Genomic DNA, 13484 nt, shown 5'->3' with positions numbered 1-13484 from the left:
CGGCCGGCAGCCTACTGGCCGGTACCGTCGTCGGGTTCCGAATCCGGGACCGCTTCCACGATGGCGCGTTTCTGACGCTTGACGCTCTGACGGTCCAGCAGCAGGGCCGCCACGGCGCCCAACACGGTGCCGCCGGCGCCGAACATGATCAGGAAGAAGCCGAACACCGAGCCGCGTTCGAACGATTCGTCGCCGGGGAGACCGTACGCGACGGCGGCAGCCACCGCTGCGCCCACCAGGGCGCCGAGGATGAGGAAAGGCACATACTTCGGTGCCCGGCGGACGGTGACCTCGCGGCGCTCCGCGGGGGTTTCTTCAAAAGCCATGCCCTCTAGCCTACTCATCATTGCCGTTGCCCTATCACCTACGGCTGCCAAAACAGCCGGATGGGAACATCGCCGGATGGGGACCGTAGGTGATAGAGCAACCGGGGTGGGAGGGTCAGGGCTGTGACGTCCGGGACAGGATCCAGGTGTTGGTGCCGTCCTGCCGTTCGAAGATTACGGTGGTGACCAATGCCTCGATGAGCGACAGGCCGCGGCCGGACTCGGAATCGTCGTCCGGGGTTCCAGGTTCCAGGGGGCCGAACGGGGGCTTGGCGAAAAACGCGCTGACCCGGGCCTGCAGGAGGCTGGGCTGGACGCTGATGTCCACTCCCAGCTCTACCGGTTTCTGCGCCTGGGCTGGCTGCGCGTGCTGGACAATGTTGGACGCGGACTCGATCACCGCCGTAGTGAACGTCATCTGGTCCATGGCCTGGACGAACGGGGCGTCCTCCCAGAGCTTGTCCAGCTCGTTGTGCACGGAGTCGATGGCCTCGGCCGTGGACAGTCCCCGGAACGTCCGCCGGGCCAGGACCTCAGTCATTGAGGAACGCCTCGTCGGCAGAGGCGTAGGCGGTCAACACCCGGTCCATGCTGGTCAGCTCGAGAACCATTTTCACCTGCGGCTGGACCGCTGCGATGCGAAGGTCCCCGCCGGCCTGGCGGGCGGCCTTGAGGCAGCCGATCAGCGCGCCGAGTCCGGAAGAATCCATAAACGCGGTGTTCTCCAGGTTCACCACGATCCGCGAGGAACCGCCGGCGATCACATCGGTGACGAATTCGCGCAGCTTGGGCGCCGACACCATGTTCAGCCGCCCGTCCGCCTTGACCTCCGCGTACGAATCCTTGACCTCGTAACTAAACTCCATCGGCTTTCCTCTCTCCTGCATAAACGTCCACAGCGGGTTCGTAGCCCTTGTACAAAACAGCCCGGACCAGGATGCTCATGACCACCAGGTCAAAAATAACCCAGCCCACGTTCACCAGCGTGCCAAGCGGCTCGGCCAGTCCCGTGGCCAACCGGATAATCCCGACGACGGCGGCCACCGCCAGCAGCACGCTCACCACGATCTGGGGCCGGATGAGGCTCCAGCTGGGGCCGCCTGCCTGGCGGGCCTTCGGGGTGACGGCGAACCCGAGGGGGCGCCCGAACCAAACGTTCCGGGCCGCCGTCGAACACGCCTTGATCCACGTGGGGAACAGCGCCAGGCTGTACTGCTGCCCGCGCCAGGTGGGGATTCCCCGGCCGGCCACCGCGAACAGCAGCTGGTTGGCGACCATAAACGGGATGAACCGCAGGAAGAAGTCCCAGCTGAGGCTGGACACCGGCAGGACGCCCAGCAGCAGGTAGATGATGGGGGCGGCGAAGTAAATGACCGCCGCGTAACCGCTCAGGTAGGTCCACATGGTGGCGAAGTACATGAGCCGCTGGCCGATCTTCAGGCCTTTCTGCACCAGCGGGTTCTCACGGAGCAGCACCTGCATGGTCCCCTGCGCCCAGCGGAGGCGCTGCGTCAGCATGGTCTTGAGGTCCTCCGGCGCCAGGCCGTAGGCCAGGATCTCGTGGTGGTAGACACTTTCCCAGCCCATGGCATGCATGCGCATGGCCGTGGCCATGTCCTCGGTGACGGAGATGGTGGCCAGCGGCATGACCGGCTGGGCTTCGTCGCTCCGCTCCACATTCAGGGCATCGAGGACTGCCTGCACGGATTCCAGTGCGCCCAGCGGCGACCAGTCCCTAGCCGACATACGCTGGACGGCGTCGTCTGCCACCACCGGGACGCCCGCGTCACCCACATGCGCGAGTTCCATGGCGGCGATCTCTTCGAGGTCGGCCTGCAGGGCGGACATGTCAGCCTGGACCAGCGTCTGCACGGCCGCGTCCACGCGGCGGCGAACACGGTACGTGATCTCGCTCATGGCCTCGCCGGCCGTCATCTGTTCCTGGGCTTCCAGCGTGGCTGCCTCCACCGCGTCCAGCACTTCGGCCACAAGCGGGGTGTTGATGTCCGCGGATTTGCGCGCCTGGCGGATGGCGGAGCGGGAGGCCGTGAGGGCGCGGCGGATGCTCTTTTCGGTCTCCTTGACGTAGCCCACCAGGCCAAGCTGCATCAGGGCCTCACGCCGGAGGATGGCGTTGGAGCCGCAGAAGAACGCCGCGTTCCAGCCGTCCTTGCCCTGCTGGATGGGGCCGTAGAACAGCGGTGCCTGGCTGCCGAGTGGATCGTGGGCGGGCACGTTGCTGAAGTACTGCGGCGTCTGGACCAGGGCCACCCGGCCGTTGTTGAAATAGCCCAGGGTCTTTTCCAGGATGTCCGGCTCGGGGATCTGGTCCGCGTCCAGGATCAGCAGGAATTCGCCGTGCGTGACCATCAGGGCGTTGTTCAGGTTGCCGGCTTTGGCATGGCGCGGCACGCTGGCGGTCCAGTCCTCACTGCGCGTCACATAGCCCAGCCCGTGTTCTTCGGCGAGGGCCTTCAGCTCGGGCCGGGCACCGTCGTCGAGAATCCAGGTGCTGTGCGGGTGCCGGATTTTCTGGGCGGCCAGGGCCGTGGCCATGACCATGTCCAGGTCTTCGTTGTAGGTGGTGATGAGGACATCGACGGTGGCATCGGGGGGCGGCGGGGGTGCTCCCTTGCGGATCTTGAGCTGCCACACGGTCATGCCGAACAGCATCACGTCGATCAGGCTGTAGGTCTCGGCCACCACCAGCGGCACGGCGATCCACCAGGCATCCCAGTTCAGCGACGACGCCCAGCGCCAGCCCACGTAGTTCAGGCCCAGGATGACGGTCAGAACCACCACCAGGCGGGTCCAGAAGCGCGTCATGCCGCGGCGGGCTCGGGGAGGCGGCGCACCACCACCACGGTGACGTCATCCTCCGCGGTGTCGGCGGGGGCAAGAGCCATGATGGCGTCGCTGGCGGACTGTGCGGAAAGCTGGCCGTGGGCGGCGCCGAGCACGGCCGCGGTGAACTTCTCCACCGAGTCGAACACGTCCAGCACGCCGTCGCTGACCACCACCAGGGAGTCACCCGGGGCCAGGCCGACGGCGGACTGGGGCCAGGCTGACCCGGTCCAGGCGCCCACCGGCGGGCCGCCGCTGGGAAGACGGTGCACCGAGCCTTCGGCGGTGATGTGCAGCGCCAGTCCGTGGCCGGCGTCGACATAGCTGACCACACCGGAGGCGGCATCCAGGCGGGCGTGGAAGAGGGTGACAAACGAGTTGGAGGAATCCAGGTCCGCCGCGATGGTGGCGCTGGCGGAAGCAAAGGCGGCGTCCAGATCCTGGCGCTGCCCCGTGGACCGCATCACGGCCCGGACGGTGGCCGCGATGAGGGCGGCGCCCATGCCCTTGCCCATGGCATCGGCGAACGTCAGGTGCAGGCCCTCGGGCGTGCGGTACCAGTCGTAGAAGTCGCCGCCCACGCTGCGGGAGGGGCGGAAGACGCCGGCGACGTCGTACCCGTCCACCCGGACGTCCTCCTGGGGCAGCAGGCTCTTCTGGACCTCGGTGGCGCGTTCCAACTCGCTCGCCACGGCTGTGTCCGCCACGGACGGCTGCCGGCGGCGGAACAAGGCGTTGATCCTGGATTGGAGTTCGCGCGGGCTGAACGGTTTGCTGATGTAGTCATCGGCGCCGTTGTCCAGGCCCGTGAGCTTGTCCAGTTCGTCGGCGCGGGCGGTGAGCATCACGATGAAAGCATCGGAGAATTCACGCAGGAGTTTGCAGACTTCCAGCCCGTCGATGTCCGGCAGGTTCACGTCCAGCGTGATCAGATCAGGCTTGACGCGGCGGACCTCCTCCACGCCGGGCAGGCCAGCCTCGGCCTGGGTGACCTCGAAACCCTGCTTGACCAGGATCCGCACAAGGAGGCCACGGATGTCCGGATCATCCTCAATCACAACGGCACGGCGCGGTTCGGGCATGGAAGGCATGACTCTACTTCTACCGTATTAGGGCCGGTGAAGCATGTCATTGGCATGACAAAGACGGTTGAAGTCGGTGAAGCTCCGGGCCTTCCTGGGCGGGCGGCCATCGCCTGGCCCGGTCTTGCCGCAAAACTTGCCGGGCCTTGATGGGTCCTTGAGGCTCCGTGGCCACACTCGAAGGACCAGCTACGAAGGAATACGCGGACTGCCGGAGGATGGTGCAGGGGTTATGGAAGCAACGGAATCCGTCAGGCTGCCGGGCAGGCTGGCACGCTCATGGCGGCTCTTGAAGCAGGGCCGCCGCCCGCGCAGCACAGTTCATTACCTGAGCCATTCCTGGAAGCTCCGCTCACTGTCCCGCTCGCTGGCCAAGGCCCTGGGTGAGTCCTGGGAGGCCTCGAGCTGGCCCGGGGACCGGCTGGCGGTTGGCATTGAGCTTTCGGAAAAGGTGGAACAGCTGACCCGCCTCCTCAACCGCGAAACCGAACTTCACGGCCGTCTGGCAGCCCTCACAAAGTAGCCGTTCCCTGCTGACCCGTTCCATGCCACACTGGAGGACAATCAAGTGGCTGGGGGATACCAGGTCAGGAGATTGCCGTGCATTGGTACACAGGGTGGGCCTACCTCTTAGCCGGGCTTATGACCATGGACGCGATGCTGCTGGCCTTGTGGTTCATAGACAACGACTGGCCAAGTGACTGGCGGAAGAAACCCTGATGCACCGCAGGATGCGTCAGCTGGTCCCGCTTAAGTACGCGCGGAGTCAGCGGAGGTCCAGGCGCATCAGGACGCGCGGGAATCCATTGAGCACCGAATCCGTATCTGCGGCCTTGACGAACCCGCCCTTCTCGAAGAGCTTGCGCGTGCCCACGTAGGCCATGGTGAGGTCCACTTTGCTGACGCCGTTGTCCACCGGGTACCCCTCAATGGCGGGCGCGCCGTAATTGCGGGCCAGCTCCACGGCGCCTTTGAGCAGGTGGTGGGAGATCCCTTTGCCGCGGTAACCGGGCCGGACCCGGATGCACCACACGGACCAGACGTCCAGGCCGTCCACGTGCGGAATCCTGCGGTTGCGGGCAAAGCTGGTGTCGGTGCGCGGGTGGACAGCTGCCCACCCAACTACTTCGTCGCCGTCGTACGCCAGAACCCCTGGCGGCGGATCCTGCGCCACGAGCTCCTTCACCAGGTCGCCGCGGGCCGTTCCTCGGAGCTCCAGGTTCTGCTTGGACGGGATGCGGTAGCTCAGGCACCAGCAGACGTTGGCATCGGGCCGCTTAGGGCCAACCAGCGTTTTGACGTCCTCGAACAGCGTTCCCGGACGGACTTCGATCGGCATGCCTGACTCCCGATTGGTGGGCTACCTGTGCCCAGCCAGACTAGACCCCCAGGGACTCACGCAGGGCAGCGACGTGGCCCTTCGCCTTGACCTGGTACTGCGCCAGCGCCACGTTGCCCGCGGGGTCCACCACCACGGTGGAGCGGACCAGGCCTTCGACGATCTCGCCGTTGACCAGCTTTTCGCCCCACGCACCGTAGGCGAGGGCTACTGCGTGGTCCTCGTCGGAGAGCAGCGGGAAAGTCAGGTTAAAGTCGCCGGTGAAATCCGCCAGCTTCTCCGGGGCGTCGGGGGAGATGCCCAGGACTTCATAGCCGGAGCCCTGCAGGGAGGAGAGGCTGTCGCGGAAATCGCAGGCCTCGGTGGTGCAGCCGGGGGTTGCCGCCTCCGGGTAGAAGTACACGATGACGTTCTTGCCGCGGTAGTTGGCCAGGGCGGTTGCCGTGCCCTCGGCGTCCTGCAGGGTGAAATCGGGTGCCTGGGTACCTGGCTGAAGCTTGATGGTCAGTTGGGGGCTCATGGCGTTCCTTCGGGAGACTCTGATGGCAAAAGACAGGAAACCAGTGAATCGGCTTCCAGTTTAAACAACAACTCCGGCGTCATTTGAAGTATTCCGGCTGCTCCACGGCCGGGACGTGTGCACGGGGCCCTCTTTTGGCCCGTGACCGTCCCGGCGGCCCATTGACTTGAAGCGCCGTATGGATACGGTTAGAGATACACCTTGTTGGTCTCCGCACTTCGTCGCCGCACTCCGTAGCCGCCTGCCGGCATCCGTTCACCAATGCTTGGTCCCAGCCCCAAGCGCCCGCCGTAACTCATCCCTAGGCTGTGTCCCCATGACCGCAAATTTCATCAGAGCTCTGGCCGTTAAATCCTTTGATATTCCGGACAAAAAGCGGTGTCCGGATAAGGCCGAGTTCGATCTCGTCACGGTTGATGACTACTCCGTGGCCCGCCTTATCCTCGCTCCCGGCTGGCGTTGGTCCGAGTCCGCCAAACCCACGGAACTGACGGACTTCTGCGAGCACAACCACCTCGGCTACTGTGTCTCCGGCAGTCTGGAGATTCAAACGTCCGACGGCGTGAGGTCCACCATCCAAGCCCACGACACCTATGCGCTGCCTCCCGGGCACGATGAGTGGGTGGTTGGGTCCGAGCCGTTCGTCGCCATTGAGTTCCTGGGTACGGCGTCCTTCGGCCGGCCGCGGAGCAGGGGACTGCACGCGCTGATCTGAGCCGGAGCCGGTCTGAGTTGTACTAGGCCCGCGCTGGACTGTGGCCTAAACGGCCGCGGGAGTCTCCGCGCGCACTGTCCGCTTGTGCACGATCCGCTTGAGCCTGGCCACAACCTCTTCCGGCGTGCAGTCGGCGTCGAGCAGGGCGAAGCCCGGGTATTCCGGCATGGAACGGTAGGCGTCGCGCAGGGCTACCAGGTCAGCCAGCGTCTCCGAATCGGTGCCGCGGGCCATGATGCGCTGGTGTGCCAGCGCGGGCTCAACGTCCAGATGCACCACGGCTTCAGGGTCCGGCAGGCACGAAACCAGCCAGGGGAGCAGGCGGCCGCGAGGCAGTCCTTTGGCATTGCGCAGGGCAAGCTGGCAGTGGAGGTGCCGGTCCATCACCACCAGTCCGTCGAAACGGCTGGCCCGGGCATGGGAAATGAGCACGTTGGCCACGCGAAGGGTGGTCTCCACGGCGTCGGCAAGGCGCCGCGGCCAGTGGATGCCCAACCGTTCGGCCAGCACGGACATGCTCCGCCGGCCGGCGTGGTTGCTCAGCAGCAGAGCATTTCCGCCATCGGCCTGGGCCGCCTCTACCAAGGCGCGGGCTGCCGTGGATTTTCCTGAGCCGTCGATTCCGGTTAAGACAATAAGCACGTGGCCTCCTTTCGCCAAAGGTTTAACGGAAGGGACCGCGTGATCGTCCCGTCATGAGTCGGAGGTCACCTAAACTGGCGTCCGGACAGACTGCCTGCAACGGGCCGGTGGCCACACCAGGGGAAATGGGGATCTTCGATGCAGCTGGCCCAGCTTGCCGCGATTATGGCGTGCGTACTTTTGGCCGCGCTCGCCGTATTTCAGGCCGCGCTGATCGCGGGAGCGCCGCTGGGAAGGTTCGCGTGGGGCGGCCAGCACAACGTGCTCCCTGCCAAGCTGCGGATCGGCAGCGGCACCTCGGTCATCCTTTACGTTCTCTTCGCCTACGTTGCGCTGGCCAAGGCGGGCATGGCGGGCCCACTGGTGAACCACGGCTTCACGGACGTCTTCTCTTGGGTGCTCACGGCCTATTTCGCGCTGGGCATTGTGATGAACGGAATCTCGCGCAGCAAGCCGGAACGCCTGGTCATGACACCCACAGTGGCCGTTCTGACGGCGCTCTATCTGGTCCTGTCCCTGCACTAGGCAGCCGACGACGGCGGCCAACCGGCCGCCGTCGAACGTTAACGCGGGAGGCGCTTAGCTGCAGTGCTTCGTGAAGGCGGCGCCGGCTTCCTGGTAACCGGCTTCCAGTTCGGCGAGCTTAGCCTCGTCCGGGGCTTCCTTGGCGGACTCGTCGGTGAACTCGATGATGGATCCGAGCGCAGGCTTGAGGTCATCCGATGCCACCAATTCGATGGGCCGGATCTGGTTGGCGAGACGCACCAGACCGGTCTTGCCCACGTTGTTCGCGGGGTTCGCCAGGACAGCCTTGACGCGGTCGCAGGTTTCGGGGGTGGAAAGTTTGGTGGGCGTGGTGCATGCAGAAGCGGAAAGCACGAGGCCGGCAGCGATCAGGGCGGTTGCGAGTTTCTTCATGGGTCCCTCAGTAGTTGATTGAGGTTTCGATTGTAAGCAGAGACCGCGGCGGCTTGCCGATCCGGGGCTCCGGAGGGCGGAGTGTGACCGCGCAAGGAGGGGGCTACGGACTCTGGCGGGCCGGTTCCCAGGGTGCATAGACTGGCAGGACAATCGTGCGGGCCTGCCGCAGGTTGGCCTGTGCGGATCACCCAAATTCAAGGAAGAATCATGGCCCGCACAACCCAGAATTCAGGAAAAGTACAGCGCCGTACCGCCATTGGGTTCATTGCACTGATGGGGCTGTTGGTGCCTGTCCTGCCGGCTTCAGCGTCGCAGCAGGAAGACTCAGTCATTGTGCTCAAGGGCGCCACCTCCGCCGAGGGGATCGCCGCCGGCAGCGGAACCACCTTCTACGCCGGCGACCTCGCACTCGGTGACATTTACCGCGGCGACATCCGTAAAGACAAAGCGCGGTTGTTCATCGACGTCTCGGACTTTGATTCGCAGCCCAGGGCCGCCGTCGGCATGAAGGCCGATACCCGCAACGACCTGCTGTTTGTAGCGGGCGGCGCCACAGGCAAGGCTTTTGTGTACAACACGGAATCGGGCGAGCCCGTTGCGGACTTCACGCTCGCTCCCGGCTTCATCAACGACGTCACGCTCACCCGCGATGGCGCCTGGTTCACGAACTCCGCCGCGGGTGAGCTCTACTTGCTCCCGGTGGGGTGGCACGGAAAGCTGGGCGACGTGCGGACCCTGAAGCTGCGGGGACCGGCGGCAGGACAGACGGGACCCTTCAACCTCAACGGCATTGCTGCTGCCGATGGCGGCCGCGTACTGATCGTGGCTCACTCAAACGACAAGGCCCTCTACACTGTGGACCCGGAGACCGGTGAGAGCGCGAAGATCAAGGGCGTGGACGTGGAGAACGTTGACGGCATCCTGGTCCGGGGCCGGACAATCTGGGCTGTTCAGAACTTCTCGAACCAGATCAGCCGCATCAGGCTCTCCGAGGACCTGTCATCCGGCGAGGTCAAGGAGGTCATCACCAGCCCCGCCTTCGATGTTCCCACCACGATTGCGCGGTTCGATGACACGCTGGCGGCCGTGAATGCACAGTTCAACCAGCCGGCCAGTCCTAATGAAGTGGTACTGGTGCCGGCCCGCAGTTAGGCCGCTTCGGTATGGACGGTGCTGCCCTTGCAATTTGCTTCTCCACTTTGCTGCTCACAACATCTCCGTTGGCTGGAACGGTCCGTTGACTGGAACGTTCTGACGACGAACCGGCTAGTCTTCGTCGGTGTCGGCACCCTCTGCGGGTTCCTGGGAGTGCACGCGGATGTCGGTTGGATCCGCGGTCTCGTCCCCTTCGGCCGGAGCCTCGCTGTGGATGCGCTGTGCCACTACTGGCTTTTCCTTCATGTCAACCGCTCCCGTGGTGTGTGGAATGTGCCTCAATCATCATTCAGCGCCTCCCGGAGCGGGGTGTCAATAACCCGCGAAGACCTCTGGCCGAAGCGATCGAAGCCTCGGACGGCATCCTGTTTGTGTCCCCCGAGTACAACCGGTCCATTCCGGGAGCCCTTAAGAAGCGGGTCAATCCAGGGGCAGGGTTACCGTCACGGTGGTGCCCTGCCCTGGCTCCGAAGACACGCTGACGGTGCCGCCGGCCTCATGGACTGCCACGGACATCAGCCGCAGCCCGTAGCCGTGGTTCTTGCCGCTTAACGCGAGTTCACAGTCAAAGCCCGTGCCGTCGTCGGACACTACCAAGCGGATGCCGTGGCCAACTGCTGCCAATTGGACGGTGAGTTTTCCGGCGTCGGAGTACTTGAAGGCGTTGCTCAGCGCTTCGCGCGCCGATTGGTACAGAAGGGACGCGCAGTCCGCCGGGATCTCGATGCCCCAGTGCGGAGTATCCCAGCGGACTGCCATTCCTTGCTGACGGAGAGGGCTGGTCAGCCGGTCAATGCAACCGGCCAGCCCCAACGTGAGGAAGTCGAGCGGGTGGTGATCAGTGATCACTCCATCCACTGCGACGACCTCGTCCAGAGCTGATTCGTTCCCCATGAATCTTCCTGCTTCCCCGCCGTTTTTCGTGGTGATAGATCCAGCGTGGACCGCCAACTGCATGAGTTGCGAAGGGTTGGGTCAAGTTTGGATCAATTTTCCGGGGAGCCACCGGGGATCGAAATTGCGACGTGCGCCTTCTCAGCACCACCCGCGCTAAGCTCGGCGGCGTTGAGTCCGTCTTTACCAAAGCTTGCGCCTTCGTTGTTGGTTTTCTGCTGATGGATTGAGCTGGTACTGGAAAAGTCATAGGAAATAAGAAATTCTAGACTTTTCCTGTGGGGACAAATTCACTTAATGCGCGCTGCGTCACAACTCTATATAACTGTCCGTGCTTTCGAACGGAATTTTCCGACTTCCGTTGGCGCCCTTTCCGGGCGCGGATCCTTGTGATTACGGTACTTATTCCGGCGCACAATGAGGCTGTTGGAATCCGCGAAACCCTGACGTCGCTGAAATTTCAGAGCCGGCTTCCGGACAGGGTGATTGTGGTGGCAGACAACTGCACGGACGCTACCGAGGAAATTGCACTCTCGGAGGGCGCAGAGGTTGTCCGCAGCGAGGGTAACTTGGATAAGAAGGCTGGTGCCTTGAACTTCGTTCTTGGCCGTCTCCTGCCGGATGCCGAACCCGAGGACATGATCCTCATCCAGGACGCGGATTCTCAGCTGTCCCACGACTTTATCGAACGGGCCGTAGCCCATCTGCAGCGCGATTCCCGGCTCGGCGCCGTCGGCGGTGTTTTCCGTGGCGGTCGTGGAGGTGGCTTTGTGGGGCACCTGCAGCGGAATGAATACGCCCGGTATGCCCGCGATGTAAAGCGGCTCAAGGGCAAATGCCTGGTGGTCACCGGTACCGCAGCCTTGTTCCGGGCCCGGACCCTGCGGGATGTGATCGCTGCCCGGCTGGACGGGTCACTGCCGCCGGGGAACGGCCGCGGCGGGGTCTATGACACGTCCGTCCTGACCGAGGACAACGAGCTGTCGTTTGCCCTGCTCACGCTGTGTTATCGCATCAAATCGCCTGCGGACTGCACGTTGGTAACCGAGGTGATGCCGTCCTGGCGTGATCTGGGGGCTCAGCGGCTCCGCTGGAAGCGCGGAGCAGTGGAGAACTGCGTGCAGTACGGCTGGACCAGGGTCACCCGGCCTTACTGGGGACGGCAGATCCTGGCGATGCTGGGCGTATTGGTAACGCTGGGCTACTTCAGCACGGTGGCGGTTGCACTGGGCACGGGGGCCGGGCTGAACATTCAGCCGTTCTGGCTGGCCGTGACCGGTGTCTTCGTGATCGAACGCGTGGTCACGGTGCGGCTGCGGGGATGGAAATACATGCTCGCCGCCGCCACCATGTACGAGTTGGTGATCGACCTGTTTCTGCAGGTGGTCCATGCCAAGGCGTACCTGGACGCAGCCCTCAACAAGAAGAAAGCCTGGTAATAACCATGTATGACAACCCAGCAGCTCCTGCCGCGGCAGGAATCGGCTCCGGAACCCTCGCTATGACCGGTGCAGGCGACCTGTTCTGGCTGGCACTTGCGGCCTTCGCGCTCCTCGCGCTAGGCATGGCCATCAAGCGGATTGTCCCTGTCCGCGGCGACAAATCCTAGGCTGTTCCGCCGCAAGAGCCGAACAGAACACAAGAAGGCAGGGCGCCCGGAGATCCGGACGCCCTGCCTCTGTGTTTGGGACGGCAGTCCTCAGGTCACCACACGGAGGGCGCTGGAGCAGCCGCCTGTGTCGCACACCTTGTACGTGGTGATGTTGTTGCCCTTGAAATTGTTGATGTAGCTCCCGCTGTTGGGCACGGTCTTCTGGACATCGTTGATCCATAGCGTCACGTTGGAGCCGGTGGCCTCAGTCCATTTCAGCGTGGTGGTGTTCACGCCCTGGGCCTTGGTGGTGGCGGCGGATAATTTGATGGTCGTCGCCGGTGGGAGCGGTGGTGCAGTGGCGGTGGGGACGAAGGAGAAGTCCCGGACCACTACCGATTCCGGCTTCACGTGGGCGGGATCCCCGCCTCCGCCGCCAGTGACCCACAGGTTGAAGTGGACCTGCTCTTTCGCCGGCGCCGGAACTGTGGTTCCCTGCAGGACCGTGCGCTTCAGGAGGGTGCCGGTGAAGCCCTGGCCGGCGAATGTCTCGAATGTCAGCTTGCCCGGTTCCCACACCATCCGGTGCGTGGTGATGGGGCTGGCTGTTGCATCGAAAACTACTGTGTTATTGCCTTGGCCGGGAGGCTTGGTGGCGTCGAACCAGTACCCGTGGCCTTGGCTGACCGGCCACGATTCGCCGTAGGCTGCTCCGCCGCCCCAGGCCGACGCTTCGCAAAGGTCGATTTCGTTGTAGCCCGGCTCGGCCTGGGGGTCGTAGGTGAACAGGCAGCCCCAGACGACTTCTTTCTGCAGCACGCTGATGTTCTTCTCCACGGTGGTGCTGTAGGTTCCGTAGCCGAACCCGTGCCGGGTGGACTGGAATTCTGCGCCCACCGGTGCCCCACCCGTGGGGTTGGTGAGCTTCAGGGTGACGTAGCCGTTTACGTCGGGGTTGCTGACGTTGGCAGCGTCAAACAGTTTGTTGTATTGCGGCGCCCCACCCCAGAAGCGCTTTTCCCAGTTGAAGCCCTTCCACGCGAAGTTCCCGGCAGGGCCCGGGTCCGGCGGAGCGGTCTCGGCGGCTTGTGCGGATGGCATGCACGCCAGCATAGCCAGGCCCGCCGCCGCCAGCATGGCCAAGGGTCTCAGCGGGCGGGTGGAATGTGAGACAAGTAACCGAAAAGAAGCCATGCAACGCCCCTTACTTCGTGCTCCCCAGCGAGCAGCTTTGCGCCCTCATTGAGCACACGTTGATCATCAGCCACTACAGTCACAAAACGCAATAGCCTATATGCAGCTAATTTGAGCCAATTGAACCCTCAAGAAAAACGCAATATTTTTCAACCCTCAAGAATTCCACAAATTCTTGCGAAGTGGAATCTTGCTCCCAGAACGGTGTGTAGGCTCACTAATTAGGCCACCCCCGTATCGCTGAGGACCCATCATTTTGGT

At 63.9% G+C, this 13484-nt stretch carries 18 protein-coding genes and 1 pseudogene; 7 read left to right on the top strand and 12 right to left on the bottom strand.

Annotated features, from left to right (window positions below):
- Positions 1–11 precede the first annotated feature (11 nt).
- The 5 genes from ACZY1F_RS03265 to ACZY1F_RS03245 form a co-directional block, all read right to left on the bottom strand.
- Positions 12–326 carry a hypothetical protein gene (locus ACZY1F_RS03265; RefSeq protein WP_463940219.1) on the bottom strand — a complete coding sequence of 105 codons (315 nt, stop codon included), beginning with the start codon at positions 324–326 and terminating at the stop codon, positions 12–14.
- A 115-nt stretch (positions 327–441) separates the two neighbouring features.
- Positions 442–867: an ATP-binding protein gene (locus ACZY1F_RS03260; RefSeq protein ID WP_463940218.1), complete on the bottom strand. Its 426-nt coding sequence runs from the start codon at positions 865–867 to the stop codon at positions 442–444.
- Positions 860–1192 (bottom strand): STAS domain-containing protein, encoded by a 333-nt coding sequence (locus tag ACZY1F_RS03255; protein WP_463918757.1) that lies wholly within the window; start codon positions 1190–1192, stop codon positions 860–862. Before ACZY1F_RS03255 ends, ACZY1F_RS03260 begins: the two co-directional genes overlap by 8 nt.
- Positions 1182–3152: a glycosyltransferase family 2 protein gene (locus tag ACZY1F_RS03250; RefSeq protein ID WP_463940217.1), complete on the bottom strand. Its 1971-nt coding sequence runs from the start codon at positions 3150–3152 to the stop codon at positions 1182–1184. Before ACZY1F_RS03250 ends, ACZY1F_RS03255 begins: the two co-directional genes overlap by 11 nt.
- Positions 3149–4261, bottom strand: a complete 1113-nt coding sequence (locus ACZY1F_RS03245; protein WP_463940216.1) for a PP2C family protein-serine/threonine phosphatase — start codon at positions 4259–4261, stop codon at positions 3149–3151. Before ACZY1F_RS03245 ends, ACZY1F_RS03250 begins: the two co-directional genes overlap by 4 nt.
- Before the next feature lie 223 nt (positions 4262–4484).
- Here ACZY1F_RS03245 and ACZY1F_RS03240 point away from each other — a divergent pair, with 223 nt between their 5' ends.
- A complete protein-coding gene (locus ACZY1F_RS03240) occupies positions 4485–4775 on the top strand; it encodes a hypothetical protein (protein WP_463940215.1) in 291 nt (96 codons plus the stop codon).
- 243 nt (positions 4776–5018) lie between these two features.
- Here the strand turns inward: ACZY1F_RS03240 and ACZY1F_RS03235 are convergent, their stop codons facing one another.
- Both ACZY1F_RS03235 and bcp read right to left on the bottom strand, forming a co-directional pair.
- The gene (locus ACZY1F_RS03235; RefSeq protein WP_463940214.1) at positions 5019–5591 is read right to left on the bottom strand and encodes a GNAT family N-acetyltransferase; all 573 of its coding nucleotides are present in this window, start codon (positions 5589–5591) and stop codon (positions 5019–5021) included.
- Between the two features lie 40 nt (positions 5592–5631).
- Positions 5632–6111 (bottom strand): thioredoxin-dependent thiol peroxidase, encoded by a 480-nt coding sequence (gene bcp, locus ACZY1F_RS03230; protein ID WP_463940213.1) that lies wholly within the window; start codon positions 6109–6111, stop codon positions 5632–5634.
- Between the two features lie 316 nt (positions 6112–6427).
- On the opposite strand from bcp, the gene ACZY1F_RS03225 reads away from it, so the two are divergent.
- Positions 6428–6826: a cupin domain-containing protein gene (locus tag ACZY1F_RS03225; protein ID WP_463940212.1), complete on the top strand. Its 399-nt coding sequence runs from the start codon at positions 6428–6430 to the stop codon at positions 6824–6826.
- 45 nt (positions 6827–6871) lie between these two features.
- Here the strand turns inward: ACZY1F_RS03225 and ACZY1F_RS03220 are convergent, their stop codons facing one another.
- Positions 6872–7468 (bottom strand): dTMP kinase, encoded by a 597-nt coding sequence (locus tag ACZY1F_RS03220; RefSeq protein ID WP_463940211.1) that lies wholly within the window; start codon positions 7466–7468, stop codon positions 6872–6874.
- A gap of 138 nt (positions 7469–7606) precedes the next feature.
- Here ACZY1F_RS03220 and ACZY1F_RS03215 point away from each other — a divergent pair, with 138 nt between their 5' ends.
- A complete protein-coding gene (locus tag ACZY1F_RS03215) occupies positions 7607–7993 on the top strand; it encodes a hypothetical protein (RefSeq protein ID WP_463940210.1) in 387 nt (128 codons plus the stop codon).
- A gap of 54 nt (positions 7994–8047) precedes the next feature.
- Here ACZY1F_RS03215 and ACZY1F_RS03210 read toward each other — a convergent pair whose 3' ends face one another.
- Positions 8048–8386: a hypothetical protein gene (locus tag ACZY1F_RS03210; protein WP_463940209.1), complete on the bottom strand. Its 339-nt coding sequence runs from the start codon at positions 8384–8386 to the stop codon at positions 8048–8050.
- A 210-nt stretch (positions 8387–8596) separates the two neighbouring features.
- Between ACZY1F_RS03210 and ACZY1F_RS03205 the strand changes: the two genes are divergently transcribed.
- Complete coding sequence (locus ACZY1F_RS03205; protein ID WP_463940208.1) at positions 8597–9541, top strand: SMP-30/gluconolactonase/LRE family protein; 945 nt, start codon at positions 8597–8599, stop codon at positions 9539–9541.
- 114 nt (positions 9542–9655) lie between these two features.
- Here ACZY1F_RS03205 and ACZY1F_RS03200 read toward each other — a convergent pair whose 3' ends face one another.
- Positions 9656–9790: a hypothetical protein gene (locus ACZY1F_RS03200; protein WP_463918746.1), complete on the bottom strand. Its 135-nt coding sequence runs from the start codon at positions 9788–9790 to the stop codon at positions 9656–9658.
- A 74-nt stretch (positions 9791–9864) separates the two neighbouring features.
- Here ACZY1F_RS03200 and ACZY1F_RS03195 point away from each other — a divergent pair.
- Positions 9865–9978 (top strand): annotated as a pseudogene (locus tag ACZY1F_RS03195) (NADPH-dependent FMN reductase); the annotation flags it as partial.
- Here the strand turns inward: ACZY1F_RS03195 and ACZY1F_RS03190 are convergent.
- A complete protein-coding gene (locus ACZY1F_RS03190) occupies positions 9965–10438 on the bottom strand; it encodes a sensor histidine kinase (protein ID WP_463940207.1) in 474 nt (157 codons plus the stop codon). The pseudogene ACZY1F_RS03195 and the gene ACZY1F_RS03190 sit on opposite strands and share 14 nt — an antisense overlap.
- A gap of 389 nt (positions 10439–10827) precedes the next feature.
- Here ACZY1F_RS03190 and ACZY1F_RS03185 point away from each other — a divergent pair, with 389 nt between their 5' ends.
- Positions 10828–11877, top strand: coding sequence for a glycosyltransferase family 2 protein (locus ACZY1F_RS03185; RefSeq protein WP_463940206.1), 1050 nt, complete (start codon positions 10828–10830; stop codon positions 11875–11877).
- 5 nt (positions 11878–11882) lie between these two features.
- On the top strand, positions 11883–12047 hold the full coding sequence (locus ACZY1F_RS03180) for a hypothetical protein (RefSeq protein WP_463940205.1): 165 nt from the start codon (positions 11883–11885) through the stop codon (positions 12045–12047).
- 90 nt (positions 12048–12137) lie between these two features.
- On the opposite strand, the gene ACZY1F_RS03175 is transcribed toward ACZY1F_RS03180, so the two are convergent.
- On the bottom strand, positions 12138–13130 hold the full coding sequence (locus ACZY1F_RS03175; RefSeq protein ID WP_463940204.1) for a LamG domain-containing protein: 993 nt from the start codon (positions 13128–13130) through the stop codon (positions 12138–12140).
- Between the last annotated feature and the right edge of the window lie 354 nt (positions 13131–13484).

Source organism: Pseudarthrobacter xylosi, from assembly GCF_055412765.1.
Note: the sequence above shows the minus strand (reverse complement) of the source record. Positions and strands in the feature narration are given on the sequence as shown.

Excerpts from the sequence above, each read along its gene's own strand:
- ACZY1F_RS03265 (WP_463940219.1), bottom strand. The coding sequence starts at position 326 with ATGGCTTTTGAAGAAACCCCCGCGGAGCGCCGCGAGGTCACCGTCCGC.
- ACZY1F_RS03210 (WP_463940209.1), bottom strand. The coding sequence starts at position 8,386 with ATGAAGAAACTCGCAACCGCCCTGATCGCTGCCGGCCTCGTGCTTTCC.
- ACZY1F_RS03250 (WP_463940217.1), bottom strand. The coding sequence starts at position 3,152 with ATGACGCGCTTCTGGACCCGCCTGGTGGTGGTTCTGACCGTCATCCTG.
- bcp (WP_463940213.1), bottom strand. The coding sequence starts at position 6,111 with ATGAGCCCCCAACTGACCATCAAGCTTCAGCCAGGTACCCAGGCACCC.
- ACZY1F_RS03225 (WP_463940212.1), top strand. The coding sequence starts at position 6,428 with ATGACCGCAAATTTCATCAGAGCTCTGGCCGTTAAATCCTTTGATATT.
- ACZY1F_RS03260 (WP_463940218.1), bottom strand. The coding sequence starts at position 867 with ATGACTGAGGTCCTGGCCCGGCGGACGTTCCGGGGACTGTCCACGGCC.
- ACZY1F_RS03255 (WP_463918757.1), bottom strand. The coding sequence starts at position 1,192 with ATGGAGTTTAGTTACGAGGTCAAGGATTCGTACGCGGAGGTCAAGGCG.
- ACZY1F_RS03175 (WP_463940204.1), bottom strand. The coding sequence starts at position 13,130 with ATGCCATCCGCACAAGCCGCCGAGACCGCTCCGCCGGACCCGGGCCCT.
- ACZY1F_RS03190 (WP_463940207.1), bottom strand. The coding sequence starts at position 10,438 with ATGGGGAACGAATCAGCTCTGGACGAGGTCGTCGCAGTGGATGGAGTG.
- ACZY1F_RS03235 (WP_463940214.1), bottom strand. The coding sequence starts at position 5,591 with ATGCCGATCGAAGTCCGTCCGGGAACGCTGTTCGAGGACGTCAAAACG.
- ACZY1F_RS03180 (WP_463940205.1), top strand. The coding sequence starts at position 11,883 with ATGTATGACAACCCAGCAGCTCCTGCCGCGGCAGGAATCGGCTCCGGA.
- ACZY1F_RS03245 (WP_463940216.1), bottom strand. The coding sequence starts at position 4,261 with ATGCCTTCCATGCCCGAACCGCGCCGTGCCGTTGTGATTGAGGATGAT.
- ACZY1F_RS03200 (WP_463918746.1), bottom strand. The coding sequence starts at position 9,790 with ATGAAGGAAAAGCCAGTAGTGGCACAGCGCATCCACAGCGAGGCTCCG.
- ACZY1F_RS03240 (WP_463940215.1), top strand. The coding sequence starts at position 4,485 with ATGGAAGCAACGGAATCCGTCAGGCTGCCGGGCAGGCTGGCACGCTCA.
- ACZY1F_RS03215 (WP_463940210.1), top strand. The coding sequence starts at position 7,607 with ATGCAGCTGGCCCAGCTTGCCGCGATTATGGCGTGCGTACTTTTGGCC.
- ACZY1F_RS03205 (WP_463940208.1), top strand. The coding sequence starts at position 8,597 with ATGGCCCGCACAACCCAGAATTCAGGAAAAGTACAGCGCCGTACCGCC.